At 57.5% G+C, this 26,739-nt stretch carries 26 protein-coding genes; 16 read left to right on the top strand and 10 right to left on the bottom strand.

Annotated features, from left to right (window positions below; genetic code table 11):
* The first annotated feature begins 55 nt into the window (after nt 1–55).
* On the top strand, nt 56–586 hold the full coding sequence (locus C4S63_RS08610; protein WP_103917351.1) for a GNAT family N-acetyltransferase: 531 nt from the start codon (nt 56–58) through the stop codon (nt 584–586).
* A 56-nt stretch (nt 587–642) separates the two neighbouring features.
* Here C4S63_RS08610 and C4S63_RS08605 read toward each other — a convergent pair whose 3' ends face one another.
* The gene (locus C4S63_RS08605; RefSeq protein WP_103917350.1) at nt 643–1,536 is read right to left on the bottom strand and encodes a haloalkane dehalogenase; all 894 of its coding nucleotides are present in this window, start codon (nt 1,534–1,536) and stop codon (nt 643–645) included.
* Between the two features lie 212 nt (nt 1,537–1,748).
* A complete protein-coding gene (locus tag C4S63_RS08600) occupies nt 1,749–2,702 on the bottom strand; it encodes an aldo/keto reductase (protein ID WP_103917349.1) in 954 nt (317 codons plus the stop codon).
* A 235-nt stretch (nt 2,703–2,937) separates the two neighbouring features.
* Here C4S63_RS08600 and C4S63_RS08595 point away from each other — a divergent pair, with 235 nt between their 5' ends.
* On the top strand, nt 2,938–3,843 hold the full coding sequence (locus tag C4S63_RS08595) for a recombination-associated protein RdgC (protein ID WP_103917348.1): 906 nt from the start codon (nt 2,938–2,940) through the stop codon (nt 3,841–3,843).
* Between the two features lie 100 nt (nt 3,844–3,943).
* Here the strand turns inward: C4S63_RS08595 and C4S63_RS08590 are convergent, their stop codons facing one another.
* On the bottom strand, nt 3,944–4,498 hold the full coding sequence (locus C4S63_RS08590; protein ID WP_103917347.1) for an ATP-dependent zinc protease: 555 nt from the start codon (nt 4,496–4,498) through the stop codon (nt 3,944–3,946).
* A 71-nt stretch (nt 4,499–4,569) separates the two neighbouring features.
* Nucleotides 4,570–6,063, bottom strand: coding sequence for an NAD(P)/FAD-dependent oxidoreductase (locus C4S63_RS08585; protein ID WP_103917346.1), 1,494 nt, complete (start codon nt 6,061–6,063; stop codon nt 4,570–4,572).
* A 101-nt stretch (nt 6,064–6,164) separates the two neighbouring features.
* Here C4S63_RS08585 and C4S63_RS08580 point away from each other — a divergent pair, with 101 nt between their 5' ends.
* The 6 genes from C4S63_RS08580 to C4S63_RS08555 all read left to right on the top strand — a co-directional run bounded on the left by C4S63_RS08580 (nt 6,165) and on the right by C4S63_RS08555 (nt 10,865).
* Nucleotides 6,165–6,974 carry a triacylglycerol lipase gene (locus tag C4S63_RS08580; protein ID WP_234999970.1) on the top strand — a complete coding sequence of 270 codons (810 nt, stop codon included), beginning with the start codon at nt 6,165–6,167 and terminating at the stop codon, nt 6,972–6,974.
* Nucleotides 6,967–7,182 (top strand): DUF1653 domain-containing protein, encoded by a 216-nt coding sequence (locus C4S63_RS08575; RefSeq protein WP_062815549.1) that lies wholly within the window; start codon nt 6,967–6,969, stop codon nt 7,180–7,182. Before C4S63_RS08580 ends, C4S63_RS08575 begins: the two co-directional genes overlap by 8 nt.
* A gap of 172 nt (nt 7,183–7,354) precedes the next feature.
* Nucleotides 7,355–8,704: a DEAD/DEAH box helicase gene (locus tag C4S63_RS08570; RefSeq protein ID WP_062815550.1), complete on the top strand. Its 1,350-nt coding sequence runs from the start codon at nt 7,355–7,357 to the stop codon at nt 8,702–8,704.
* 176 nt (nt 8,705–8,880) lie between these two features.
* Nucleotides 8,881–9,522, top strand: a complete 642-nt coding sequence (locus tag C4S63_RS08565) for a paraquat-inducible protein A (RefSeq protein ID WP_231874151.1) — start codon at nt 8,881–8,883, stop codon at nt 9,520–9,522.
* Entirely contained in the window at nt 9,512–10,036 is a 525-nt protein-coding gene (locus tag C4S63_RS08560; RefSeq protein WP_103917345.1) for a paraquat-inducible protein A, read from the top strand. The genes C4S63_RS08565 and C4S63_RS08560 overlap by 11 nt, the downstream gene beginning before the upstream one ends.
* On the top strand, nt 10,023–10,865 hold the full coding sequence (locus tag C4S63_RS08555; protein WP_063509803.1) for an intermembrane transport protein PqiB: 843 nt from the start codon (nt 10,023–10,025) through the stop codon (nt 10,863–10,865). The genes C4S63_RS08560 and C4S63_RS08555 overlap by 14 nt, the downstream gene beginning before the upstream one ends.
* Nucleotides 10,866–10,960: 95 nt before the next feature.
* Here the strand turns inward: C4S63_RS08555 and C4S63_RS08550 are convergent, their stop codons facing one another.
* The 4 genes from C4S63_RS08550 to C4S63_RS08535 form a co-directional block, all read right to left on the bottom strand.
* The gene (locus C4S63_RS08550; protein WP_062815553.1) at nt 10,961–11,356 is read right to left on the bottom strand and encodes an endonuclease domain-containing protein; all 396 of its coding nucleotides are present in this window, start codon (nt 11,354–11,356) and stop codon (nt 10,961–10,963) included.
* A gap of 201 nt (nt 11,357–11,557) precedes the next feature.
* Nucleotides 11,558–12,310, bottom strand: coding sequence for an SDR family oxidoreductase (locus C4S63_RS08545; protein ID WP_062815554.1), 753 nt, complete (start codon nt 12,308–12,310; stop codon nt 11,558–11,560).
* Between the two features lie 208 nt (nt 12,311–12,518).
* Nucleotides 12,519–13,196: a histidine phosphatase family protein gene (locus C4S63_RS08540; RefSeq protein WP_063509801.1), complete on the bottom strand. Its 678-nt coding sequence runs from the start codon at nt 13,194–13,196 to the stop codon at nt 12,519–12,521.
* Nucleotides 13,196–14,026: an SDR family oxidoreductase gene (locus tag C4S63_RS08535; protein ID WP_103917344.1), complete on the bottom strand. Its 831-nt coding sequence runs from the start codon at nt 14,024–14,026 to the stop codon at nt 13,196–13,198. The genes C4S63_RS08540 and C4S63_RS08535 overlap by 1 nt, the downstream gene beginning before the upstream one ends.
* A 137-nt stretch (nt 14,027–14,163) precedes the next feature.
* On the opposite strand from C4S63_RS08535, the gene C4S63_RS08530 reads away from it, so the two are divergent.
* Nucleotides 14,164–15,090: a LysR family transcriptional regulator gene (locus C4S63_RS08530; protein ID WP_103917343.1), complete on the top strand. Its 927-nt coding sequence runs from the start codon at nt 14,164–14,166 to the stop codon at nt 15,088–15,090.
* Between the two features lie 116 nt (nt 15,091–15,206).
* Here the strand turns inward: C4S63_RS08530 and C4S63_RS08525 are convergent, their stop codons facing one another.
* Nucleotides 15,207–15,680, bottom strand: a complete 474-nt coding sequence (locus C4S63_RS08525) for a helix-turn-helix domain-containing protein (protein ID WP_103917342.1) — start codon at nt 15,678–15,680, stop codon at nt 15,207–15,209.
* A gap of 115 nt (nt 15,681–15,795) precedes the next feature.
* Between C4S63_RS08525 and C4S63_RS08520 the strand changes: the two genes are divergently transcribed.
* The 6 genes from C4S63_RS08520 (at nt 15,796) to C4S63_RS08495 (ending at nt 23,383) form a co-directional block, all read left to right on the top strand.
* Nucleotides 15,796–16,521: an SDR family oxidoreductase gene (locus C4S63_RS08520; RefSeq protein ID WP_103917341.1), complete on the top strand. Its 726-nt coding sequence runs from the start codon at nt 15,796–15,798 to the stop codon at nt 16,519–16,521.
* Nucleotides 16,522–16,670: 149 nt separating this feature from the next.
* The gene (locus tag C4S63_RS08515) at nt 16,671–17,261 is read left to right on the top strand and encodes a 2-hydroxychromene-2-carboxylate isomerase (protein ID WP_103917340.1); all 591 of its coding nucleotides are present in this window, start codon (nt 16,671–16,673) and stop codon (nt 17,259–17,261) included.
* A 279-nt stretch (nt 17,262–17,540) separates the two neighbouring features.
* Nucleotides 17,541–18,548, top strand: a complete 1,008-nt coding sequence (locus tag C4S63_RS08510; RefSeq protein ID WP_103917339.1) for a hypothetical protein — start codon at nt 17,541–17,543, stop codon at nt 18,546–18,548.
* 408 nt (nt 18,549–18,956) lie between these two features.
* Entirely contained in the window at nt 18,957–21,875 is a 2,919-nt protein-coding gene (locus tag C4S63_RS08505; protein ID WP_103917338.1) for a DEAD/DEAH box helicase, read from the top strand.
* 182 nt (nt 21,876–22,057) lie between these two features.
* Nucleotides 22,058–22,369: a hypothetical protein gene (locus C4S63_RS08500; protein WP_146063371.1), complete on the top strand. Its 312-nt coding sequence runs from the start codon at nt 22,058–22,060 to the stop codon at nt 22,367–22,369.
* Nucleotides 22,370–22,558: 189 nt separating this feature from the next.
* Entirely contained in the window at nt 22,559–23,383 is an 825-nt protein-coding gene (locus C4S63_RS08495; RefSeq protein WP_146063370.1) for a hypothetical protein, read from the top strand.
* Nucleotides 23,384–23,572: 189 nt separating this feature from the next.
* Here C4S63_RS08495 and speE read toward each other — a convergent pair whose 3' ends face one another.
* Nucleotides 23,573–24,433 (bottom strand): polyamine aminopropyltransferase, encoded by an 861-nt coding sequence (speE, locus tag C4S63_RS08490; protein ID WP_062815564.1) that lies wholly within the window; start codon nt 24,431–24,433, stop codon nt 23,573–23,575.
* A gap of 207 nt (nt 24,434–24,640) precedes the next feature.
* On the opposite strand from speE, the gene speA reads away from it, so the two are divergent.
* Nucleotides 24,641–26,521, top strand: coding sequence for a biosynthetic arginine decarboxylase (gene speA, locus C4S63_RS08485; protein WP_103917335.1), 1,881 nt, complete (start codon nt 24,641–24,643; stop codon nt 26,519–26,521).
* Nucleotides 26,522–26,739 lie beyond the last annotated feature (218 nt).

Below are 26,739 nucleotides of genomic sequence, written 5' to 3'. Positions count from 1 at the left end.
CAAGACGCCTTCAGGGTAGGCTTTTGCAGAACAGGGACGGCGTGGACGCAAGGCGATGAAAGTCTCAGTGGCGACGGACAGGCTCACCTTTACCCCGCTCACCGATGCGGACTTGCCGGTGCTGCACGACTGGCTGGGGCGGGAGCATGTCAGCCGCTGGTGGGGGCCGCAGCGCAGTCTGGACGAGGTGGTGAGAGACTACCATCCGGCCCAGCGCTGTTTCGGCGGCGTCATGTTTTTCCTGATCCGTCTGGATGCAGAGCCACTGGGCTTTATCCAACGCTACGCGCCCATCGAGCATCACCATGAAGGCTGGTGGCTGGAGATTGATGATCCGGGCGTACGCGGGGTGGATGTGTTTCTTGCCAGCGAAAGCCACCTGGACCACGGGCTTGGCAGCACGGCGGTGGCCGCCTTTGTGGACAGGTTATTCGAAGACCCCCAGGTCACCGAGATCATTGCCGACCCGGCTCCGGATAACCTGCGGGCGGTTCACTGTTTTCGCAACGCCGGCTTTATTGCCCGCCAGGTGGTGAAGACCCCGGACGGGCCGGCCCTGTTAATGACTCTCCCCCGGCCCGAATAGCCAGCTCCAGGCAATACGCTGGACACCTATGCCCTGGTGCGCAACACGCCAGCCGGCTACGACTCAAGCCCGGCAATCAACGCATTCACCGCCCGGGCAAACTGCACCGGCGAATCTTCCTGCAGAAAATGACCGCCCACCAGGGTCTGGTGGGGCTGACCCTTGGCGCCGGGAATGCGCTCTTGCATGAACTTGTCGCCACCCCGGGTGATCGGGTCGCCATTGCTGAAGGTGGTCAGGAAGGGCTTGTGCCACTGTTCCAATACTTTCCAGGCGTTACGGTTGGCGTCGCTGGCCGGGTCGTCCGGGGTGACCGGTACCAGCTTCGGAAAGGCCCGGGCGCCGGCCTTGTACTTCTTGCTCGGGAAGGGCGCATTGTAGGCGCGTCGCTCATCCGGCCCCAGCTTTTTGAAGGTGCCGCTGTCGATGATCCGGGCGATGGGAAACACCGGGCTGTAGAGCGCGAAATTCTTCCACAGTTGAAAGGCTTTCGGCACCTTCTGGTCGCCGGTGGGCAGCATGCCGTTGCCGACCACAATGGCCCGAAAGCGCTCCGGATTCTCCGCCGCCAGGCGCAGGCCCAGCAGCGATCCCCAGTCCTGGCACACCAGGGTGATATCGGTCAGGTCCAGCTGCTCCAGCCAGGATTGCATCCAGTCCATATGGCTCTGGTAGCTGTAGGCGTTGAGGTCGGTGGGCTTGTCGGACTTGCCGAAGCCGATCAGATCCGGAGCCAGCACCCGATGGCCGGCGGCGGCGCAGATCGGAATCATGTGTCGGTACAGGTACGACCAGGACGGCTCGCCATGCATCATCAGCACCGGCTTGGCCTCCGCCGGGCCTTCGTCCAGATAATGCATGCGCAGGCCGCCCACGTCCGCATAGTGGGGCTCGAAGGGGTAGTCCAGCAGTCGTTCGAAACGGGAATCCGGAGTGCGCAGAAAATCCATGGGTCATCCTGGTGAAAATGAAAACCCAAGGATGGCCGTTCCCGGCCGCTGGTGACCATGTCTTCCCGGGCCAAAGGGCGTGAAGAAATGAGGAGGGGAAGGGTGACGTAGGGTGCCACTGAGCCTGAGGCGACCTGCACCATGACCACGGTGGTGACGGTGCAGTTCGCCCTAGGCTCAGTGGCACCCTACGGTTTAGCCGGGCTTTGCGGTTATTCGTCCCAGAGACCGTCCAGGGTGTAATCGCTGCCAGGCTGGGCCCAGAAGCCGCCGTCCACGTAGCGGCGGTGACGGTCCAGCTCGGCGATGGCCTGCATGTCGTCCCCGCTGAGCCGCAGGTCGGCGGCGGCCAGGTTCTGTTGCAGCCGTTGCGGGTTCACCGATTTCGGGATCACCGCCGTACCCCGCTGCAGGGCCCAGGCAATCAGCACCTGTGCCGGGCTGGCGTTGTGGTTGTCGGCGATGTCATGGAGGATCGGGTCTTCCAGCAGCACCGGTTCATCCTCGGCCTTGAGGCCGTCCGGGCGGTCGGAGGAGCCCAGCGGGGAATAGGCGGTCAGGTGAACGCCCTGTTGCTGGCAGAAGCGCAGCATCTCTTTCTGCTGCAGATAAGGATGCAATTCGATCTGGTTCATGGCCGGTTTCAACCGTGCCTTGCCGATCAGGTCTTGCAGCTTTTTCACGCTGAAGTTGGAGACGCCGATCTGTCGGGTCAGGTTGTTATCCACCAGTGCTTCCATGGCGGCCCAGGTCGTTGCCACGGGCAGATCATTCAAAGACACCATGTCATCGCCGGACTCGGGAAAGGGCACGCCCTTCTTCAGGGCCACCGGCCAATGCATCAGGTACAGGTCCAGATAATCCAGCTTCAGGTTATTCAGGGTGGTTTCCAGGGCCGGCTGCACATCCTCCGGGGCATGGTCGCTGTTCCACAGCTTGGAGGTAATCCACAGGTCCTCGCGCTGTACGGTGCCGGCGGTGAACACCTCCTGCAGCGCCTGGCCGATTTCATCCTCGTTGCCGTAAATATGGGCACAGTCGATGTGCCGGTAACCCATCTCGATGGCGGCCTTCACGGCCTCGTAGACCTCGCCGGGCCGGGATTTCCAGGTACCCAGTCCCAGTTGCGGCATGGTATCGCCGTTGGCAAATGTCAGTGTTTTCATCACCTGCTCCTGTAGATGCTGTGTGATCGTCCCGGCCGCTTTTGGCAGCCGGAAAGGGGAAAACAAATACCCTACCCACAGAGACCCCCAACAGGTACCGCAGTTCCTGCCGGATCCTTGTCCGATTCTCCGGAATGAGCGCTTGAGCCGCCTGAGCCATTTCGCTACTGTGGCCAGCCTTTCTTTTCTGTACGGCGGCGCCTTTTCTCGTCGCCCCTTGCTTGGAACCTGTTTTATGTGGATCAAGAATCTGGTTGTGTTTGTGGGCGAAGAGGTCTTTCCTTTCTCCGTGGCCGAGCTCGATGAAACCCTGGACCAGAACCGCTGCCAGCCCTGTGGCTCGCAGACCCTGCGCACGGAAGGCTTTGTGCCGCCCCTGAAAGGGCAGGACCCGATGGTCTATGCGGTGGACGGCTTTATCTACTGCACCTACCAGGAAACCTCACGCTTGCTGCCCGGGCCGGTGATCAAGGAGCTGCTCGACGAGAAGGTGGAGCACATCCAGGACGAGGAAGGCCGCAAGGTGGGGCGTAAGGAAAAGGCGGATCTGCAAGAGCAGATCACCTTCGAGTTGATGCCCCGCGCCTTCACTCGCTCCCGTCGTACCTCCCTGCTGATCGACACGGAACGTAAGCGGGTGATGGTGGATGCCTCGTCCGCCAGCCGCGCGGAGGAAGTGGTGGCCTGCCTGCGCAAGGCCATCGGTACCCTGCCAGTGGCCTACCCGGCGCCCAACTCCGCCCCCTACACCAGCTTCAGCAACTGGCTGAAAGACACCAAGCTGCTGCCGGAAGGCTTCACCCTGGGGGATCGTTGCGAGCTGAAAGGCACCAAGGACGAAGGCGCGGCGGTGAAGTTCACCGCCGTGGATCTGGGCCAGGAAGAAATCCTCGCCCACCTGGAAACCGGCATGGTGGCCACCCGTATCAATCTGGCCTGGCAGGATTCCCTGGAGCTGGATATCAACGACAAGCTGGAAATCAAACGCATCAAGGCGCTGGATCTGCTGCAGGAAAATATCGACGCCATGGACGCGGACGATGCGGTGGCCGAACTGCAGGCGCGGATCAGCCTGCAGGGCAATGTGCTGCGCGAGGCGCTGGATGGGTTGTTCGGGTATTTCGAGGTGAATCCGGCCTGATCTGAAGCCGAAATCCCCGCCGTAGGAGCGTCGCTTGCGGCGCGATAGCAAACGCCTTTAATCGCGCCGCGAGCGACGCTCCTACGAGAGGGTGTGCGGTTCAGTCCTCAATGTCCTCGTCGTCTTTCTGGTCCTTGTCCAGTTTGACGATGGAGCCTTCATCACAGTCCGGGGAATGGGTGAAGGTCTGTGTCACGTCCAGGTACCCCAGATGGGACAGGGTGCGGCGACCCAGCAGTACCGGATAGATCATGTCCGAGCGGTCGTTCAGGGTGAACTGCTCTTCGTAGATCGTATTGCCCATGCACAGATTCATCAGCACCACCGGACGACGTTCTTCGCCACCGGCTCCCCGAATGATCACCTTGCGGTAGCGGGGCTTTTCGAAGGTCTTTTCCACCTTTTTACCGCTGGCCTCATCGTGCACATCCACGGTAAAGCGCACCCAGTCGTCACCGTCTTTTTCAAAAATTTCCACATCGGTGGCATGCAGTGACGAGGTCAGTGCGCCACTGTCCAGCTTCGCTTTCAGCTCCACACCCCAGGGTTCGATGGTGGTCTTTTCCACCCAGCCAAAGACCGGACGGTCGGCAGCCAGGGCTTGTCCGGCCAGCAGCAACAGGGCGGGGAACAGGGCAAGTGTCAGGCGAGGCATGGCATCTCCTTGATGATTCAGGTCGAACAGTACGACCGGTAATGGACGGTCCGGTTCCCCGGCTGTCCCGATCAGACCGGGCCGGGGTCGAACTGGTACTTGTCCGGTTCGAACTTGCGGGTGCGCATCCAGTACTGGAACGTGAAGCTGGGCCACAGGGTGCGGTTTTTCCCGAATTCGTCCAGATACCAGCTCTCACAGCCCCCGGAGGACCATACTGCCTCGTCCAGTTGCGCCTGCAGACGCCGGTTGAAGCCCGCCTGCACCTCCGGCTTCACGTCCAGGGAGCCGGCATCTTCACGGAGCAGTTTGTTCACCGCCTGCATCACATAATTCACCTGGGCCTCAATCATGAACACGATGGAGGTATGGCCGAGCCCGGTATTGGGGCCCAGCAGCATGAAGAAATTGGGGAAGCCGCTCACCGAGATGCCCAGGTAGGCTTCCATGCCGGTCTCGTTCCAGGTGTCGCGAATTTCCTCGCCGCCCTTGCCGATGATCTGCATGGGGCCGATGGGGTCGGAGACCTTGAAGCCGGTGCCGTAGATAATGCAGTCCACCTCCCGCTCCACACCTTTGCCATCGACAATGCTGTGGGCCTTCACTTCCTGGATACCGTCGGTCAGCACCGCCACATTGTCCCGATTCAGCGACGGATAATATTCATCGGACATGAGAATGCGTTTGCAGCCGATGGTGTAGTCCGGGGTGACTTTCTTGCGCAGTTCCGGGTCCTTGATATTGCGGCGGATAAAGTGGCGACCATACAGCTCCGCCAGTTTCATGGCGCGCGGGTCCACCGCCAGGCCCAGCACCCGGCTTTCCATCCACCAGTAGATGCCGCCCCGGAACAACTTCTGCGTCATCGGCAGGGTCTTGAACAGCAGCTTTTCAATTTTGGTCATGCGCCGGTCCGGTTTGCTCAGTACCCAGGGCGGGGTGCGCTGATACAGATCCAGCTGCTCGACCTGCGGGGCAATGCGCGGCACAAACTGGATGGCACTGGCACCGGTGCCGACGGCAGCCACGCGCTTGCCGGTGAGATCGTAATCATGGTTCCAGCGGGCGGAGTGGAAGGCCTCGCCCTGAAAGTTCTCCAACCCTGGCAGTTTCGGATAGGCGGGGATACTCAGCGCGCCGATGCCGGACACGAAAATGCGCGTGGTCAGTTCGGTGCCGTCATGGGTGGTCACATGCCAGATCTGCTTCTGCTCGTCGTATTCGGCCTTCTCCACCTCGCAGTTGAAGCGCATATGTGGGGTGACGCCGAACTTGTCGGCGCAGCGCTTCAGGTAATCCCAGATTTCCTGCTGGGGAGCAAACATCCGCGACCAGCGCGGGTTGGGGGCAAAGGAATAGGAATACAGGTGGGAGGGCACATCGCAGGCGCAGCCCGGGTAGATATTGTCCCGCCAGGTGCCGCCGATATCCCCGGCCTTTTCCAGCACCACGAAATCGTCGTAGCCCGCCTCCTTGAGCTGAATCGCCATACACAGTCCGGAGAACCCGGCACCCACCACAATCACCTGATGATCGGCACGAGCCGCCTTGTTGTTTTTGCTCATTGTGCACCTCCCTGGTTATCACCATCATGGCGTAAGGACTCAGACCCGGCCACCGCTGTTGCGCATTGCCAGCACACCGTTACCGACGATAAACAAAGCGGATGCGCCATGACCCGGGCGCGGCCCCGGCCCGCGTCATGACCAAGGTGGTCTCCGCCACGCCGGTTACGATGGGGGTAGAGAACAACGAGGAATTTGCGATGACAGAGAAGCCATCCGCGCCCTCCCTGGGGCTGTTACTGGGAGAAAGCCGGGCCATGCTGGCCTACGGACGCTACCTGCTGCGTGGCCTGGGCCATCGCCAACTGCCCGCCGGCAATGGCCAGCCGGTGCTGGTGCTGCCCGGCTTCGGCGCCAGCGATGCCAGCACCCGCCCCCTGCGCCGGGCGCTGACCCGGCTGGGCTACAGCGTTTACGGCTGGGCCCAGGGCACCAACCTGGGCATGAACAGCAAGCGCAAGGCCATGCTGGTGAGCCAGCTGCAGGCCATCCAGACTCGCCATGGCCAGCCCGTGGCGCTGATTGGCTGGAGCCTGGGCGGGGTGTTTGCCCGGGAACTGGCGCGAGCCTACCCGGACCGGGTCAGCCAGGTGTTCACCCTGGGCAGCCCCATCAACGGCGACCCGGAAGCCAACAATGTGACCACCCTGTTCAACCTCTTTAATCCCAAGCGGCCACCACCGGATCGGGAAGCCTTCGAAGCCCGGATTCCGGCGCCGCCGGTGCCCTGTACCGCCATTTTCACCAGGCAGGATGGCATTGTTTCCTGGCAATGCAGCCAGGAAGAAGACGGCCCGCTTACCGACAATGTGGAAGTGCAGGGTACCCACGTGGGCCTGCCCTGGAATCCCCAGGTGCTGGCGGCCATCGCCGAGCGTCTGGCCCGCAACCCGGAGAAGGGCAATGAGTGAGCTGCAGCCGGGCCGTTACCGGCACTTCAAGGGCAACGAATACCAGGTCATCGGCACCGCCACCCATTCCGAAACCGGCGACACCCTGGTGGTCTATCGCCCGCTCTACGGCGACCAGGCCCTGTGGGTACGCCCCCTGGCCATGTTCACCGAAACCGTGGAGCGGGACGGCAAGGTCCAGCCACGCTTCGCCCGCATCGGCGATTAGCGTCCCCGGCCCCGTTGGAGCCATGCTTGCATGGCGAATGGCTGTCAGGTTTCGCAATGGGTTCGCAGGAAACAAAACCTTATTCGCCATGCAAGCATAGCTCCTACCGCAATAAGGCAGTCATTCGCCGAGATAGTCGTTACAATGGCCCCTCGATAGCGGAGCCCATTGCATGACCACTTTTGCCGACCTCAATTTGCACGAGCGCCTGATCAAGGCCCTTGGCGAACTGGAAATCACCACCCCCACGCCGGTTCAGGCCTCAGCCATCCCCGAGGCACTGGCCGGCCACGACCTGCGTGTGGTGGCCCGCACCGGTAGCGGCAAGACCGCCGCCTTCATGCTGCCCCTGCTTCACCAGCTGCTGCAGCACTCCCGGCCGCGTACCGATACCCGTGCCCTGATTCTGCTGCCCACCCGTGAGCTGGCCCAGCAGACCCTCAAGCAAGTGGAGGCCCTGGGCCGTTATACATTTATCAAGGCCGAGCTGATCACCGGTGGCGAAGACTTCAAGGTGCAGGCCGCCAAGATGCGCAAGAATCCGGAAATCCTCATCGGTACTCCCGGGCGCCTGATCGAGCACCTGGAAGCCGGCAACCTGCGCCTGCAGGATCTGGAAATGCTGGTGCTGGACGAATCCGACCGCATGCTGGACATGGGCTTCAGCGATGACGTACTGCGCCTGGCCGCAGAATGCCGCGCCGAGCGTCAGACCCTGCTGTTCTCCGCCACCAGCGGCGGCAACGCCATGGAGAAAATGGTCGCCTCCACCCTGCGCGATCCCAAGTCCCTGATGCTGGATTCCGTGCGCGACCTGAACGAATCCGTGGTCCAGCAGGTGATCACCGCCGACGACGTGAAACACAAGGAACGTCTGGTGCAGTGGCTGCTGGCCAACGAGACCTACGACAAGGCGGTGGTCTTCACCAACACCCGCGAGCAGGCCGATCGCCTGGGTGGTGTGCTGGTGGCCTCCAACCTGAAAGTGTTTGTCCTGCACGGGGAGAAAGACCAGAAGGACCGCAAGCTGGCCATGGACCGCCTCAAGGCGGGCGGCGTGAAAGTGCTGGTGGCCACCGACGTGGCCGCCCGCGGTATCCATGTGGACGGCCTGGACCTGGTGATCAACTTCGACATGCCGCGCAGTGGCGATGAATACGTCCACCGTATCGGCCGCACCGGCCGGGTAGGCGGCGAAGGCACCGCCATCTCCCTGATTGCGGCCCACGAATGGAACCTGATGGCGAGCATTCAGCGCTACCTGCGGCAGAACTTCGAATACCGTCTGATCGAAGCCTTGAAGGGCAACTTCCTGGGACCGAAAAACCTCAAGTCCAACGGCAAGGCCGCCGGCAGCAAAAAGAAAAAGATGAAGAAAAAAGCCGATGCCAAAAAGGGCAAGAAGCCGGCCAGGAAAAAAGCCGTGGCAAAGAAAAACTCACGGACCAACAAACCGGTGCCGGATACCAACAGCGGTTTCGCCACCGTGAAAAAACGCAAGAATCCCGGGCCGCTGGATTGAGCCATGGCATCCCGGTGTTACGGGAGACGGGATAAATAACGAGGCCGCGCCCGGCAATGGGTGCGGCCTCTTTGCGTTTAGCGGGCTTTATAAAACCCGGTAAAATTCCTGTGCCCCTTCACAGTCTTCCGGTGCCCGTGTCGTCATGCTGTTACGGTAATCGCAAGGAGGTGGCCGTGCCGAACAACCAAGCCGTGGAGACCATGACAGCACCTGCGCTGCAGTGTCCGGATTGCGGCACTCACCTTGCCGAGCCCTCCCGGCAGGCGCGAGGAGCCTGGCGTTGCCCCCGCTGCGACTGCCAGTTAAGCGGGGCCTGGTCGTTGCGTCCCGATTCCCTGCTGGCTTTGACTGTGTCCACGGCGGTGCTGTGGCTGCCGGCATTGATCCTGCCACTGATGCGTCTGGAAAACCTTGGCCTGGATCGTGAAGCCAGCCTGCTCGACTGTGTGGTGCGGCTTATGGAGGGCGTCTACCTGCCCGTCGGCCTTCTGCTTCTGCTGACCCTGGTGATCATGCCGGCGGTGAATTTGTTATCGGCAGGGCGGTTGCTTTGGGCGGCCCGAGCCGGGAGCCCGGGAGGAATGCCGGATCCCTTGTGGATGAGAATGTACCGGCACAGTCGCGAGTGGGCGATGACGGATATTTTCCTGCTCGGCATTCTCATCGCCATGACCAAGCTCGGCGACATGGCCAGTGTCACTCCCGGCCCAGGCCTGTTTTGTCTGGTGGTGGCGGTGCTGTTACGCCTGATTGTGGAAACCCTGGCGCAGCCGGATCAGCTGCAACGGTTGCTGGAGGCTCGCCATGAAACCTAACGCCCCTGCGGCTCAGCAGCGAACCCTGGCCTGGTCACTACTGGTGGCCGCCACCGTGTGGCTGGTGCCCGCCAATCTGCTGCCGATCATGGCGGTCACGGAAGCCGGTCGCGGCAAGCCCACCACCATTGCCGACGGTATCTGGCAGCTGTTTGAAGCGGGCATGCCGGGCATTGCCATCATCGTGTTTGTGGCCAGCCTGCTGGTGCCGCTGTTCAAGGTGTTGGTGCTGGCGGTGATCTACTGGCGTGCGGCCCGGGAGAACAACCCGCTGCTCAGTACCCGGGCGTACCGACTGGTGTACTGGATTGGGCGCTGGTCCATGCTGGATGTCTTTGTGGTGGCGCTGCTGGCGGCGGTGGTGGAATTCGGAAGCCTGGCCCGGGTGGAGCCGGGGCCCGGTGTGCTTGCCTTCGCCCTGGCGGTGGTACTGACCATGCTGTCCGCCCATGCCTTTTCTCCCCAACAACTCTGGTTGCAAGACACTGACGGAGCGGATCATGGATACACCTGAAGTGAAACATTCCCGCTGGCCTTCGCCCATCTGGCTGGTGCCCCTGGTCAGCCTGCTGGTGGCCGGCTGGCTGCTGTACGACCAGCTGTTGCAGCGTGACGTGCAAATCGAAATCACCTTTGAGAATGGTTCTGGCATCAAGCCCGGGGTGGACCTGCGTTACCGGGGTGTGCCGGTGGGAAGCGTGGATGAAATCGTGCTCAGCGATGATCTGAAACACGTGACTGTTCACGCCAACCTGAACCGGGACGCGGAAAAACTGGCCCGGGAAAAAAGCCGTTTCTGGATTGTGGAACCGGAGCTGGGCATCGCCGGTGCCCGCAACCTGGATACCCTGGTGTCGGGCAAATACATCGCGGTGGAGCCCGGCGACGGGGAACCGGAAAAAACCTTCGAAGGCCTGGAAACGCCACCGGAACAGCAGCCCAACCTGGGCCTGAAAGTGACCCTGGTGGCCGATCATCTGGGGTCCCTGAAAAAGGGCCGCCACATTTACTACCGTGACCTGCAGGTGGGCACCATCGGCGACAGCGAACTCAGCCAGGACGGCCGCTTCGTGGAAATCCAGGTCATCATCGAACCGAAATACGCCAAACTGGTGCGCAGCAATACCCGCTTCTGGAACAGCTCCGGCCTTACCGTGGATATCGGTCTGTTCAAAGGGGCGGAAGTGCAGGCCAGCTCCCTGGAAAATTTACTGCGCGGCGGCATCAGCTTTGCCACCCCACCGGAACCGGGCCCCCTGGCGCAAGCAGGGGAGCGATTCGATCTGTACAAACAGCCGGAAGAAGATTGGCTGGAGTGGGCGCCGATTATGAAGTGGCAGTAGGGGAAGGTATGAGGTGCAGGAAGGCTAAGTTATGAATTCTCTCCTTTAGCAATTATCGCTACCCCTTTGTCGAGGTGGCAGAAAATGCGGCAAGGCTAGTCGTCTTTTTCTCCACCTCTCTGGAGAGTCCCCTCTCCCTTGAGGGGAGAGGGACAGGGAGAGGGTGAAACGGCCTTGAAGATCTCTTCCAGAACCGCATCAGTATTCTGCAGGATGTCATTATTCCAGAATCGCATCACGCGATAGCCTTCCGCTGTTAACCAGTCATCACGTTCTTGATCTGCCGCATTATCATTGTGCTGCCCTCCATCGGCTTCAATAATTAGCCGCTCTCCAAGGTGAACGAAGTCAACAATATAGGGGCCTATCGGCTGCTGGCGACGGAATTTCTGTCCATTTAGCCGATGGGCTCGCAGGTGTTTCCATAGCAAGCGTTCGGCGTCTGTCATGTGGCTTCGCAAATTCTTTGCGAAGCGGTGACGGTAGTCCATTACTCTGCCTTCTGTGCTTCCTGCACTTTGTAGCTTCACCCTCTCCCTGTCCCTTATTCGCTGCGCTCACCCTAAAGGGCCGCCCTTCGGGCGTTACTCCGCTGCGCTCCGTTCCCCTCAAGGGAGAGGGGACCTAATAGATAGGGCGAGGTTTAATGATTGGCCGGATCACTTTTCCAGTCCTTGTTGAAGCCCGCCGCCCTACATCATTTTTCCAACCATCTTTAACGGCAAATTCCGCATGGCAAACCCCAGCGGCCCCCAGGGCCAGCCTGGTACCGATGCGTTCTTCGGTTCTTTTTCGATGGCTTTTACCAGAGCCTTGCAGCCGGTTTCCGTGTCCACCAGGAAGGGCGTGTTCTTTACCTTCTCGTTGATTTCGGAACGGATAAAGCCCGGGAAAATGGTGGTCACCTTGATCGGGGAATTCTGCAATTCCACCTGCAGGCCTTCGGCCAGCATGGCCACGCCGGCCTTGGTGGCTGCATAGGTGGTCAGGTTTTTCTTCATGCCGCGCATGGCGCTGATGGAAGAAATCATCACCAGATGGCCGCTGTTCTGGGCGCGGAAAATTTCCATGGCCGCTTCGGTCTGGGCCAGCGCCGCCACGAAGTTGGTTTCCGCGGTTTGCCGGTTGGCATAGAAGTAACCGGTCCCCAGGGGCTGACCCTTGCCCATGCCCGCGTTGATGATGATGCGATCAATGCCCGCCAGTTCGGTGCGGAAGGCATCGAACACCGCAAACACCTGATCGTAATCGTTCACATCCAGCGGTTTGATCAGCACGGTGATGCCCGGATGCTTTTCTTCCAGCTCGGCCTTCAGGGTTTCCAGCCGGTCCATGCGCCGGGCACACAACGCCAGGTTGCGCCCCATGGCCGCAAACAATCGCGCCATCCCTTCGCCCAGCCCGGAGCTGGCACCGGTGATTAGAATATTCTTGCGTGTCGGCATTGTTATCCCCTTGCTAATGGCTGCTGTAGGAGCGCCTCTCGAGGCGCGAACGACAACGTTTGTGTCGCCTGGCTATCCTTTCTGAAACCTGTCGAGCGCTGGAATTCCTGATCGTCCTGCGGACGATTTCCGCGCTGGCGCGCGGTTCGCGCCTCGAGAGGCGCTCCTACAGCAGCTTCGTAGAAATGTTGAGGTTATCAGGTCGCACCTATCGATACGTCACCTGCTCGCTCGGCAGATGCAGATGTTCGTTCACCGAGACTAGCCTTGGCTTGCCGGCATTCACAAGCACCCGGGTCACACTGGTGTTGATCAGGGTGCGGTTCCAGGTGATCAGGGCCTCGTCGGTGAGGCCCATCAATCGCTGGATAATCACGCTGATGGCGCCGCCGGAGGTGAACACCAGGGCGCTGTCGCCGCTGCTCAGGCTGTTGCCGAGACTATAGGTGCTGGCCAGCACCCGCTCGCGGAAAGCGGGCCAGCTCTCACTGTAATCGCCGTCGCCGGTCTGCCAGCGGCGCAGGGCCTGCTCGAAGCGGGCCTGGAAGACCTTGCGCGGGTGATCCTGTTGCGCCAGCCACTGGGTCAGCGCCGCCCGATCGGAGGCCAGGGGCCAGTCCACGGCCAGCAGTTCGCTGTGGTTGTATTCGTTGAAGCCGGTATCTGTGTGCCATTCCTTGGCCAGGCCCAGTTCCCCCAGGGTCGCTTCGGCGGTTTCCACATGGCGACGCATGGTGCCGCAGATGGAGCGGGGCACCCCCAGATCCTGATTCTGCAGGGCGCGGCCAAGAATCCGGCTCTGCTCCCAGCCCATCTCGGACAACTGATCATAATCTTCCTTGCCGAAACTGGCCTGGCCGTGGCGGATCAGGTAGATCACCGGCATCAGGCTTTCTCCGCTTTTTCCAGCTTGCCCTGCAGTCGTTCGGCGCCCTTGAGCATCACCCGGTTGAACACAAACGGCAGGAACCGCTTCATCCAGTAAGCCCGACGACCGCTCTTGTGGGGCAGCAGGAAGAACTGCTGTTTGGCCACGGCTTTCTTGATCGTCTCGGCGATCTGGTCGGCGGTGAGCTCGTCACTGGAAAGCAGCTTGTCCACAGTTTCGATCATGCCCGGTTCCGGGGTACGCATGGACTCGTGCAGATTGGTGCGGAAGAAACCCGGGCACACCACCGTGGTATGAATGCCGTAAGGCGCCAGCTCGAAGCGCAGGGTTTCCGACAGGGAAATCACCCCGGCCTTGGTCACGTTATAGCTGCCCATCACCGGCGCGTGCAGCAGTCCGGCCAGGGATGCGATATTGACGATATGGCCATGGCCCTGGCGCTTCATCATCGGCACGAACACCTTGCAGCCGCGCACCACGCCTTTCACGTTGATATCGAAAATCCAGTCCCAGTCAGCCATGTCGCCGCGATCAATCCGGGCGGCACCGGCCACCCCGGCATTGTTCACCAGCACATCCAGGCCGCCCCAATTCTGCTCCAGCCACTCGCGGGCGTTGTTGAAACTGGCCGCGTCGCGCACATCCAGATACTGGAATTGCAGTTCGCCGGGCAGATCCTTCAGGGCCGCCAGGGTTTCCGCAGCGCGCTCCTGGTTCACATCGCCGATCAGCACCCGGGCGCCATCGCGCAGCCAGGCTTCGGCCATGGCGCGGCCGAGTCCGGAGGCGCCGCCGGTAATCAGGATGCGTTGTGGGGTCTGGCTCATGGTGTGTCCTGTTGTCATGGTGGTTTCGGTCGCGGATTGTGCGTTAACCGGCATCGGGGGGCTTATCCATTGACCGATGCTAGTGACGGCGTTTCAATTAATCCAATGAATCCTCGCAATGATCAAAGATAAACGCCATGCATGTGTCGCGCTTCGATCTCAATCTTTTCGTGGTCTTCGATGCCATCTACACTGAAGGCTCCCTGACCCGCGCCGCCAAGGTGCTCAACCTGACCCAGCCGGCGGTGAGTCACGCCCTGGGGCGCCTGCGCGACCGCCTGGACGACCCCCTGTTCGTGCGCCAGGGCAGCCGCATGGTGCCCACCGCCCGGGCCCGGGCCATGGTCAGCCCGGTGCGCCACGCCCTGGGTGGCTTCCAGCGCTGCCTGAGCGATGAGGGCGGTTTCGATGCCAGCGAGGCGGAGCGCACTTTCGTGCTGGGCCTGCGCGATGGCCTGGAAGGTTGCCTGCTGCCGTCGCTGATGGCACAGCTCATGGAAGACGCCCCCGGGGTACGTTTGCAATCACTCACTATCAGCCGAAAGCAGATGGCTACGGAGCTGGCCAGCGGCCGGCTGGATCTGGCCTGCGACGTGATGCTGGCCCTGCCGGAATCCATCGAGCATGTGCCGGTCCTCAGCGGCCCGCTGGTGGTGATGATGCGTGAGGGCCACGAGCTGGCCGATGACATGGACCTGCCCAGCTACCTGGCGGCCCAGCATGTGCTGGTGTCGTCCCGCCGCGAAGGCCCGGGCCTGGAAGATTTCGGCCTGGCCCGGCAGGGCTACCGGCGCCATATCCGCCTGCGCTGCCAGCACTACCAGGCGGCCATCAGCACCGTGCAGAACACCGACCTGCTGCTCACCCTGCCGGCCACCCTGGCCGGTCGCCTGTCCCGCAAGGGCATGGTGATCAAAGCCTTCCCCGCCGACCTGCCCGGCCTGGAAATGCACCTCTACTGGCACCGCGACCAAAGCGCCGACCCGGCCCACAGCTGGTTGCGGCAGAAGGTGTTGGCGCTATTGAAAGAACAGCAGGAGCAGTTAACAGTTAACAGTGAATAGTTAACAGCGCGCGGTATCGCGCCAGTGTTGCCCAAAGCATAGAGGCCGCGTCCCAGCGATGGGCGCGGCCTCTATGGTTGCAGGCAAAGAAAACCTTTCCCGCGAGCAGTTAACTATTAACTGTTCACTAAAATCTGCCCCGCCCAATACGGGTTTTCTTCCACCCGAATATCCGTGGGCTTCACCGTGTCGCCGCAGTGGCTGCATTGCAGTTGCGCTTCCAGGGGTTCGCCGCACTGGCGGTGGTAGCGAATAAGGGGGGCGCCGTGCTCGCCGGCCAGGTGCTTGTCGCCCCATTGGGCCAGGTGCACGATCACTGGGTAGAGTTCTTTGCCCATGGCGGTGAGCCGGTATTCATGGCGCAGGGGGCGCTCCTGGTAGGCCACCTTGTCCAGCACGCCGCCCTCGGTGAGCTTGCGCAGTCGGTCGCTGAGCACATGGCGGGTGACGCCCAGCCGTTGCTGGAAATCATCGAAGCGGCGCACGCCCATAAAGCAGTCGCGCAGCACCAGCAGCGTCCAATTGTCGCCGATAATGGCCAGGGTGCGGGCCAGGGAGCAGGGCTGTTGATCGATGTCTTGCCAGCGCATGATGAACCTCCGGGTACGTGTTCTGATCATACCGGCTTGACCCGTTCCCAAAAAGAACCGACTATAAGTTCCAAATGGGAACCAACTATGCGCCCTGCCAATACCAGGAGGCAATATGCCTGAATCCGCCGTGGTCGTGATCGGTGCCGGTGATGCCACCGGCGGTGCCATCGCCAAACGTTTTGCCCGCGAAGGCTACACCGTCTGCGTCACCCGCCGTACTGAAGACGCCCTGGCGCCCCTGGTGCAGGAGATCGAACAGGCCGGCGGCAAGGCCCGTCCGTTCGGCTGCGACGCCCGCGATGAAGACCAGATGATCGCGCTGTTCGACACCATCGAAGATGAAGTGGGGCCGGTGGACGTGGTGGTGTTCAACATCGGTGCCAACGTGTTCTTTCCCATCCGCGATACCACCGCCCGGGTCTATCGCAAGGTCTGGGAAATGGGAGCCTTCGCCGGCTTCCTGGCCGGTCGCGAAGCCGCCCGTGTGATGGTGCCGCGCCACAAGGGCACCATCATCTTCACCGGCGCTACCGCCTCGGTGCGGGGTGGCAAGGGGTTCTCTGCCTTCGCCGGTGCCAAGTTTGCCCTGCGCGCCCTGGCCCAGAGCATGGCCCGGGAACTGGGACCGGAAGGTATCCACGTGGTGCACCCCATCATTGATGGTGCCATCGACACCGCCTTTATCCGCGACACCTTCCCGGCCCTGTATGCCAAAAAGGATCAGGATGGCATCCTCAACCCGGAACATATCGCCGACACCTACTGGATGCTCCACCAACAACCCCGCGACGCCTGGACCCACGAAATCGATCTGCGCCCGTGGATGGAGACGTTTTGAACAACGCAACACGCAACACGCAACACGCGACACGCGACACGCGACACCAAAATTCTGCCGTAGGAGCGTCGCTGGCGGCGCGATAACCCAACGTCTGTAATCGCGCCGCCAGCGACGCTCCTACGGAAATTCCTGAAAGGACCAAACCCATGACCCAAAAAATCGAATTCCTCTTCGACGTGGGCAGCCCCACTGCCTACCTGGCCTGGAGCCAACTGCCCGCCCTGTGCGAGCGCACCGGCGCCGAGCTGGTGTATGTGCCCGTTCTGCTGGGCGGCATCTTCAAGGCCACCGGCAACAACCCGCCCGGTGCCGTGCCCGCCAAAGGCATGTACATGATGCGCGACCTTGCCCGCTACTCAGCGCGCTACCAGGTGCCGCTCACCATGAACCCGCACTTCCCGGTGAACACCATCACCCCCATGCGCATCATCACCGCCGCCATCGGCACCCCGGAACAGGATGCGGTGATCACCGCCCTCTACAACGCCATGTGGCGCGAGCCCTGCAAACTCTCCGAGCCGGAAGAAATCACCCGCGTGCTCACCGACGCCGGCCTGGATGCACAAGCCTGGCTGGAAAAAGCCGCCAGCGACGAAGTGAAAGAACAGCTCAAGACCAACACCGAAGCAGCGGTAAAACGGGGCGTGTTTGGCGCGCCGACAATGTTCGTGGGCAACGAGATGTTCTTCGGGCAGGATCGGCTGGATTTTGTGGAAGAAGCAGTCAAAGGCAATTAATAGTTAACAGTGAATAGTTAATAGCGAAAATCAAAAAACAGCAGTCGAATGGCCGGTGCGGACGTAGCCTGCCTCTGTAGGAGCTATGCTTGCATGGCGAACCGGCGATCCGATTGATAAGGCCGCAAACAGCAATGCCTCCATCGCCGTTTGTGGCCAACCCTTAACCTTCCACCAGTCCCGGCCAACGTCGCGCGCACCCATTGCGATGCCGTGCCTGCAAAATACGCAACTATTTGCTATCGTCGCCGATCTTTTGTCGTTGACGGATGCGGGCTGATGCTGAAATGGGTTTACGGAGTATTATTTGCCGCCTTTGTCGCGATGGTGGTGGGCGGCGCGGTCAGCAAGGCTAGGGATTCATGGCAGGCCCAGCAGCGCGCCATCACCATGATGCAGGAAAGCCAGCAGCAACAACGGCAGAAGGTCGACGAAATCCGCGACCGCATTGCTCGCACCCAGGCCCAACCCACTCTTAGCGACCACGATCGCTGGCTGATTGCCCACCTGCAGAAAACGCTCGGTCGCCTGGATACGGTCGTCGACGGCCAGCAAACCCACTCCACCCAGCTCTATCGCGGCTTACTGCGCACCTGGCTGGGGTATGCCTTTCTGGGTATCGCCATGGTGGTGCTGGCGTTCTGCCTGCTGGTACGCCCCAGCAAGGCGCTTACCCGGGAAGAGAAGCAGTGGCTGGCAAGCAACCCCCGCGACATCCCCGGCCTGCTGCTCGACCCCGGTGCCTACCGCAATAATGCGGCGCCGGTTCGCGGTGGCAGCAACTTCGTCACCGCCCGCATCAAACCGGTCAAGGCCGACCTGTTACGCATCACCCGCAGCCGGGCACTCAAGGGCATGGGGCTGGCCTTTATCATCGCTCCCCAAGGCGGCCTGGCGGTGGAGCTCTACTACATTGCCGATGCCCTGTTCGTGTCCCATATTCCCTTCTCGCAAATGACATGGGGCGGCACCATGCAAGCGTTTACCCTGGCCGGCCTGTTCGTGCTGTTCTCCACCACCAGCAACGCCCGCCTGGACCGACGCCAGCAAACCATCACCCTGCCCGGCGACAACCGCACCCTGGCGTTCAATGAAGTGGAATCCGTCCAGCTCAACCAGGTACTCACCACCGGCGAACGAAGCTTCGTCAACAGCCAGATCCAGCTAAACCTGCACAACGGCGAATCCCTGTCCCTGCTCAGCCACGGCGGCAAGGAACAGATCTACGTGGACCTGATCCGCACCGCCCTGTTCCTGGATAAACCGGCGGTGATCCCGGAAGCCTAGCCACCCAGCCCTCATCCCTCTTCCGTTGGAGCTTAGCTCGCAAAGCGAAGGGGGCGAGATAGGTATGGAGTAAGGGGGTGAATAGCTGGGGGCTGCGGGTTTTGCTTTTTCGTTATCAATTCTCAACTATCAATTATCAATTGCTTTCCCTGCGCGTTTCCTTATACGCAGATATTGTGTAGATTCGGAGCTGGATCACAAATAAAAACCGGTCAGCCAGGGTGGCGTGGCCTGCGAAAGCGAATCGGGGGAAGGGATGCCTGTCTGTTTATCTTTATGCTGGCCTGCGGCTGGCTCCCGCCATTATTTTTCTTCTTTGGCTCGGCGCACAGGGTAAGACCTGCCCTTAATTGCGCGCGGAAGTTAATAACGTATTAGATATTAAAAAAATGTAACAGAGGTGGGCTGATGGGCTTTCAAGATACGAATGATTATGAAACCGTTATTAACTCTTGGAGAAATAATAGTATACGCTTCATGGCCGCATCAAAAAAGAGCGATAAAAAAGGCTTTAGGAAACCCCAGTTGGCCGCAATCCATTCATCACTAGCACACCTGATAAGCTCCCCTAGAACAACAGCAACGATCGTAATGCCAACGGGAACAGGTAAAACTGACACAACAGCAGCCATAATTGTTGCAGGGAAATTCGAAAGAACACTGATAATTGTTCCAACAGACGCTTTGAGAACCCAGACAAAAGAAAAACTCGAATGTCTAAAGACATTAAGGGATATCAATGCGGTAGATGAAAAAATATTAAATCCCATAGTTGAAACGATCACAGGGAATATATCTGTCGATCAACTTGCCCGCTTAAGAGAGGCAAATATTGTTGTGACAACTCCCGCAACGACATCTTTGTTTGGCGAAGAAACTTTGCAGGAGTTCACAAAAATATTTAGTCATTTAGTAATAGACGAAGCTCATCACGCAGCAGCTAGAACATGGAGAGATATAAAAATAGCATTTAATGGAAAGCCGTGCCTTCAGTTCACTGCAACACCATTCAGAGAAGATGGGCAGGATATTGGAGGAAAAATAATATTTAACTATCCTTTGTCTGAAGCGCAAAAGGATGGTTATTTCCAAGAAATAGAGTTTCATTCTGTCAGAGAATACAATCCTGAAAAATCAGACGAGGTAATAGCAGAAAAAGCTGTGAGTCTTCTGAGGTCGGATTTAAGCGAAGGGAAGAATCATATATTAATAGCTAGAGCAAGCACCCAAAAGAAGGCGGGATCAATATACGAAATATACAAAAAATATTCAGATTTAAGTCCAATATTAATACATAGCAATTCTGGAGAAAAAGCAAAAGCATTGGCAGATATAAGAGAAAAAAAGCATAGAATAATTGTTTGCGTGAACATGCTTGGGGAAGGGTTTGATCTCCCTGAATTGAAAATTGCGGCACTGCATGATCAGCACAGAAGTCCTAATATAACACTTCAATTTATAGGCAGGCTCACAAGAACGCAAAGCAAGCTTGGTAGTTCAAAGTTTGTCGCAAATATCGCAAACCAGAAAACGGAAAAGCAGATATCAAATCTTTATAGAGAATCATCGGATTGGGGGAAAATAGTAAAAAATATCAGCAAAGAAAAGATAGAAAGACAAATAAAGAAAGATGAGCTGATGTCGGGGTTTTCAGAGTCACATGATAACTCAGAGATATTTGAGATAAATCCAAACCCTAAGATAAGCGCGATTGCATATAGAGTAAAAATATCAAATTGGGATCCTGATAATTTTAATGATTTAAGTTTTAAAGATTCTTATATTGAGTATAAATCAATAAGCAAAGACAAGAAAATATTAATAGCTGCAATAAGGCACGAACAAAGTCCGGAGTGGGCGAAAACATCAGAAATAAAAAATACCTCGTGGGACCTTCTTGTTGCTTACTATAAAAATGAGCATGAGACGCTTTTTGTTCACTGCTCAGGAAATGAAAAAACAAGAGATAGGTTAATAAAAAAAATTACTAAAGGCTATAAAAGAATTAGAGGGGAGGTCCTGTTTCGTTCACTGTACAACATTGATAGATTGAAAATTCAAAATGTAGGTCTAAATAGAGCGCGAAGAAATCTTAGATTCACAATGCATGTGGGGACGGATATAAAAGAAGTTATATCTGAAATTGAAAAAGGTACTTCGATAAAATCGAATATTTTTTCGACAGGCTTTGAGGAGGGGAAGCCGACTAGCATTGGGTGCTCCCATAAGGGGAAGCTGTGGGAAATGAATGCTGATGGCATAGACTATTGGATTGACTGGTGCGATAAGGTATCAGAAAAAATTAATGACGAAAATATTACCATGGAGAGCATACTCCATAATACAATGCGTGCAGAAAAAATCACTTCATGCTGGCCGAAAAATATAACCTTTTGGGATTGGCCTAATGATATAAAGGTCGAGACAGAAAAAAAGATAAAGCTAATTATAGATAGCAATCCTCATCTTATTGAGGATATTGAAATTAGTGATCTAAAAATAATAGAAGATACGCGTATAGAGATATCAATAACAGCAAATAATGAAGAGCACTATATTAGCCTGATTCTTGAAGAGGATGGATTTAGATACAAAGCAAAGGATATTGATATTACTCAAGGGGTGGACCCCGTGCACCTAGAGGACTTCTTAAATGAGCATCCTTTGTTTTTAATGACCAATAAAGGAGAGATTATTGATGGAAACTACAGATACTTTAGCCCGGCTTCGATAAACACTAAGATCCCACTTGAACAGATTCAAACATGGGACTGGGGTGATATAGATATTTCAAAAGAGTCTATGGGGAAAAATAATAATCAAAACACTGTTCAGTGGTACGCATTTAAAAAAATAGAAAATGATTACGATATCATTTTTAATGATGATGGAAGTAGAGAAATTGCAGACCTGATAGGAATTAAGGAAAGTGGCAATAAGATATTTGTTGATTTGTATCATTGTAAATATATGAACAGAAAGGATAAGCCAGGCGCGAGAGTGTCAGATCTTGATGTCGTAGCAGGGCAGGCAGTCAGGTCGCTAAAATGGGCCCACAGTGCAGACAAAATATTCTCTCAAATGATATACAGGTACCAGAAAAGCATTGCATCGGGATTTGAGCGTGTTTTGAAAGGGACAATTGATGATATTGATGAGCTGCGGCTAAAAAGCCATCATTGCGATGTGGTTGTTAATTTTAACATTATCCAACCTGCGGTAAGGAAGTCTTTGATTACTGACGACCAATTAACAATATTGGGGAGCTGCTTCACTTATATTAAAGACACAACTGGAAATGGCGTTAGGGTCATATGCCAAGATTAAAAAAACCAAACCATGTGCATGGATAATGGGAGAGTAAATGAGGGTTAGGTCTTTCCCCGTGCTCTTCAAGCTCTTAGTGGTCGGTATATCTAAACGAAAATGCCCTTGCTCCAAACGAAGACAAGGGCATTCTTAGTACGTGAGGGTCAGATCTCCCATTTCCCATCGAGTGCGATAAAGTTATGAGAATTGGAATACCTGACCTGGTAGGCCTGATTGAAATGAATAAAAGCTCATTTTGTGGTTGCAAGGCTTCATTCTTGATATCCGCTTTGTTGTCGATTATTTGGGTTGAAAAAGATAACCTTGTGATTTTCTTTGTTCTTCTTTTTGGTTTGTTTGTTGCAGTGAATGAAGTCTTATCTTTTTTAACGGATAGGCCCATGTATTTAATGACATCGCAGATCCCGGGGGAAGGTAAGCTAAGTCTAGAGAGGGTTGTTTCTTTTATTCTTCATCTTGCTGTGATTGTTATCGCTATTGTTATTTATTGAAGGGGCAAAATCGGGGACACTCACATATTGGAAAATTTCTTACATCCGAGATGGCTATTCGCTGACGGGCGCTAATTTTTGTTGGTGAGTTAACTGATGGGTTTTCTTGCCAAGTCTGTGCGTGTCCCCTTTTGGCTGTAAGTCGGTTCTCCAGAATAAGTCGTTGTTCAGAGTGAAGCAGGGGGTAAAGTGAAGTTATTAATGGGGTTGCTTTTCTTGTTTTTTTTGGTGGGTTGTGGTGATGGGGTGGAGGTCGAGAGAGACGCTTACTCTGATCCTGATAAGGTGTTTGATGAAGCCTTGCAGGCCCATAAAGACGGTAAATACGAGGAGGCTCTGAGAAAACATATCTGGTTTCATCAATACGCGCTTGATTACCAGCTTTCTTTATCTGGAGTTAGGCTGTCATATGCCTTGAGCGACTGGCGCTGTTTGGGCACTAAGTACCCTGATGCGTTAGTCGCTTTGGAATACTTTGTTGATAAGGCAGAGGATGAAATCAAAGATGGTGGCGATATTTATTCTGTCTTTCATGATTTTGAATCTATCAATGAGGTTCTCGGCAATGAGGAGCGAACAATTGCTCTCTTTGAGTGGCTAGACAGAAATGATGGGCGTTTGGCGGAGAAGGTTTCCAATTTGGCTCGTCAGGCATTAATAGATGCTGAGAAGTACACCCTGGTAGGGAAATATCTTGACTCAGAGAGAGAGCTGGATATGCAGCTGATGCAGCTGGACGTTGTAAGTAACTTTGATGTTCCGGGTGCTAAGGATGGCGAAATGGAAGCCTATGCGTATGAAAGTTTCTCTGAAGAGATCCAAACTATGGTCGCGATTCTGGCGAAGAATGGCCGCCTTGATGAGATTGAGAGGGTGTCGAGAAAGGTCGAAGAGAAGTGGGATAATGAGGACTTTAGAGCGCAATTGGAACTAGCCCGGCGTGGGGTTTTCCCAGAGCGAAAAAAGAACAACAGTGCCTGCTGTTGCCAGAGTGAATGTGATGATAGTGAATAATGGGAGAGGATGAGGGTCAGAGGATGAGGGTCAGGTCTCCCATTTCCCAAAAGATTTCTTCATAAAAAAATGCCCTTGCTTCCATCGAAGACAAGGGCATTATTTTTTCAACTTTCAACTTTCAACTTTCAACTTTCAACTTTCAACTTTCAACTTTCAACTTTCAACTTTCAACTTTCAACTTTCAACTTAGCCCTTAATCGCCTTCTCCATAAACGGCGGCAACACCAGCGCCCCTTTATGCTGGGCGGCAGTGTAGTACTTCGTCTCAAACCCTTTACCGGTCGCATCCGCTTCGCGGAATTGGCTCACGTCGGTGTTCTTGCCGGCCATGGTGCAGCTCCACCAGCCGCTGGGGTATACCGGCTGCGGGAAGGGCAGGGTCTGGGTGGTGGTGAAGCCCGCTTCGCGCATGTTGGCGTGCAGGTCCTTGATGATGGTATCGCTGTGCAGCAGCGGGGATTCGGATTGCTGCACGATGATGCCGCCATCGGCCAGGACGCGGTGGCAATCGCGGAAGAAGTCGGCCTTGAACAGGCCTTCCGCCGGGCCTACCGGGTCGGTGGAATCCACAATGATCACGTCCACGCTGCCGTCTTCACAGTTGCGCATGTACTGCACGCCGTCTTCGAACAGCAGCTCGGCGCGGCTGTCGCCGTTGGACTCGCACAGTTCCGGGAAGTATTTCTCGGAATAGCGGGTGACCATTTCGTCGATGTCGATCTGGGTGGCTTTTTCCACGCTGGAGTGACGCAGCACTTCACGCAGGGTGCCGCAGTCGCCGCCACCGATGATGATGACGCGCTTGGGGTTGGCGTGGCTGAACAGCACCGGGTGCGACATCATCTCGTGGTAGAGGAAGTTGTCGCGGGTGGTGAGCATGGTGGCGCCATCGATGGTCATCAGGTAACCGAAGGTGTCGGTTTCCCACATCTCGATGTGCTGATACTCGGTCTGCACTTCTTCCAGCTTTTGTTTCAGGCGCAGGCCGAAAGCGGTGCCGGCGGTGTCGAAGTGCTCGTAAAACCAGTTGTCTTTGGTGCTGCTCATGGTGGTTCCTGATGGCGTGGTGTGGGGGCTGACAGGCGTGGAGCTTCTGCCTTCGTCATGCAAGCATGACTTCCCACAAAAACCTAGCCTCTCAGGGCCGGATTGTAAGGCTTGCGTCTCCCATGTAAAGCAGGAAAAAGGGGTGCGAGTGCGGCGCCCCGGCAGGCATAATGCCCCCAGACAACACCCCTTATTTCAGGACAGGTAATGACCGACAGATCTCCCTTGCCCGCCAGCGACATCTATAACGTGGATCGCTGGGGCGACAGCTACTTCCGAATCGACGACCAGGGCCAGCTGTGTGTGCGGCCCAATGGCGAGCAGGGCGGCCAGGCCACGCTGGAAGCGGTGCTGGAAAGCTGCCGGGTGGCCGGGTTGCGGGCGCCGGTGTTGGCGCGTTTTTCCGGGATCCTTCGCCAGCGGGTCAAGCTGCTGGCCGGGGCCTTCCGGGAGGCCATTGAGGGCAACGACTATCAGGGCGGCTATACGCCGGTGTATCCGATCAAGGTGAACCAGCAGCGCCGGGTGGTGCACGAGATTCTGCGCGCCCGCGAAGACGGCGAGCGCATTGGCCTGGAGGCAGGTTCCAAGCCGGAGCTGCTGGCCGTGCTGGCCCTGTCCAACCCGGGCGATACCATCGTCTGCAACGGCTACAAGGACGCGGAATACCTGCGTCTGGCGCTGATGGGCGAGAAGTTGGGCTTTCACGTGCATATCGTGGTGGAGAAGATGTCCGAGCTGCCGGCGCTGCTGTCGCTGGCGGATGAGCTGGGCGTATCGCCGCGCATCGGCCTGCGGGTGCGGCTGATGAGCATCAGCAAGGGCAACTGGCAGAACACCGGGGGCGAGAAGTCCAAGTTCGGCCTGAGTGCGCCGCAGCTGATGGCGGCCATCGAGCATTGCCGTGCCGCCGGGCGACTGGACTGCGTGAAGCTGCTGCATTTCCACCTGGGCTCCCAGGTGGCTAATATCCAGGACATCAAGGCGGGCATGCGCGAAGCGGCCCGTTACTACACCGAGATGCGCGCTCTGGGCGCGGCGGTGGAAACCGTGGATGTGGGCGGTGGCCTGGGGGTGGACTATGAAGGCACTCACTCCCGTTCCTATTGCTCCATGAACTACGGGGTGGGTGACTATGCCCGCCATATCGTGCAGACCTTGCAGCAGCAGTGCGCCCAGCACGGCCTGCCGGAGCCCAACATCATCTCCGAATCCGGCCGGGCGCTGACCGCCCACCACGCGGTGTTGCTGGTGAATATCACCGACCAGGAGCAGATGGCCCCGGTGACGGTGGAGGCGCCGGCGGACGACGACGTGGCCGAGCTGCATCAGTTGTGGGAGCTGCAAGGGTTGCTGGCCGGCGAGCCGGGCAATCTGATCGAGCGTTTCTCGGAAGTGACCGGTGCCTGGCAGGACATTCACCAGCGCTATATTGCCGGCGACCTGGGCCTGGGCACCCGCGCCCGGGGCGAGCAGCTGTATATCAACTGCCTGCTGGCCCTGCGCGGCCGGTTGAACCCGCTGCGCAAGCAGCAGCGCGAGTTGCTCGACAGCCTCAACGAAACCCTGGCGGACAAGTTGTTCGTGAATTTTTCCGTGTTCCAGTCGGTGCCGGATGTGTGGGGGATCAATCAGGTCTTCCCGGTGTTGCCACTGTCCGGCCTGGACAAGCCGGCCACCCGCCGGGCGGTGATCCAGGACATTACCTGCGATTCCGATGGCCGCATCGACCAGTTCGTGGATGGCGAAGGCGTGGAAGCCACCTTGCCACTGCCGGAACAACTCAACGGCCACCTGGGGATTTTCATGGTGGGTGCTTACCAGGAAATCCTCGGCGACATGCACAACCTGTTCGGCGACACGGATTCCGTGGATGTGGACGTGGAAGCCGATGGCGCCATCACCCTGAGCCATGCCATTCAGGGCGACACGGTGAGCTCCGTGCTGCGCTACGTGAACTACGATACCGACAAGTTGTTGGGAGCCCTGGAGCAACATTGTCGCCAGGCGCATTTGAGCGACGGCGAGCAGGAAACCTTTATCGGGCTGGTACGCGAAGGCCTGGCCGGGTATACCTATCTGGAGTGATAGGCGCCAATCTTAAAAGGCGTTTTCCACGAAGCCGCTGTAGGAACGGAGCGTAGCGGAGTAACGCACGTATTTCCGTGCGGCCCGAAGGGTGAGCGTAGCGAATAACGCCTCTCGAGGCGCGAACCGAGCGTAGCGAGGCGACAGAGATTTCCGGGATTCCGCAATGCTATGAATGAAGCCTGTCGAGCGCTGTAATGCCTGATCGCCCTGCGGGC

The organism is Alcanivorax sp. DSM 26293 (assembly GCF_900107995.1).
Taxonomy (GTDB): Bacteria; Pseudomonadota; Gammaproteobacteria; order Pseudomonadales; family Alcanivoracaceae; genus Alcanivorax.
This window is presented reverse-complemented; position numbering and strand designations above follow the sequence as displayed.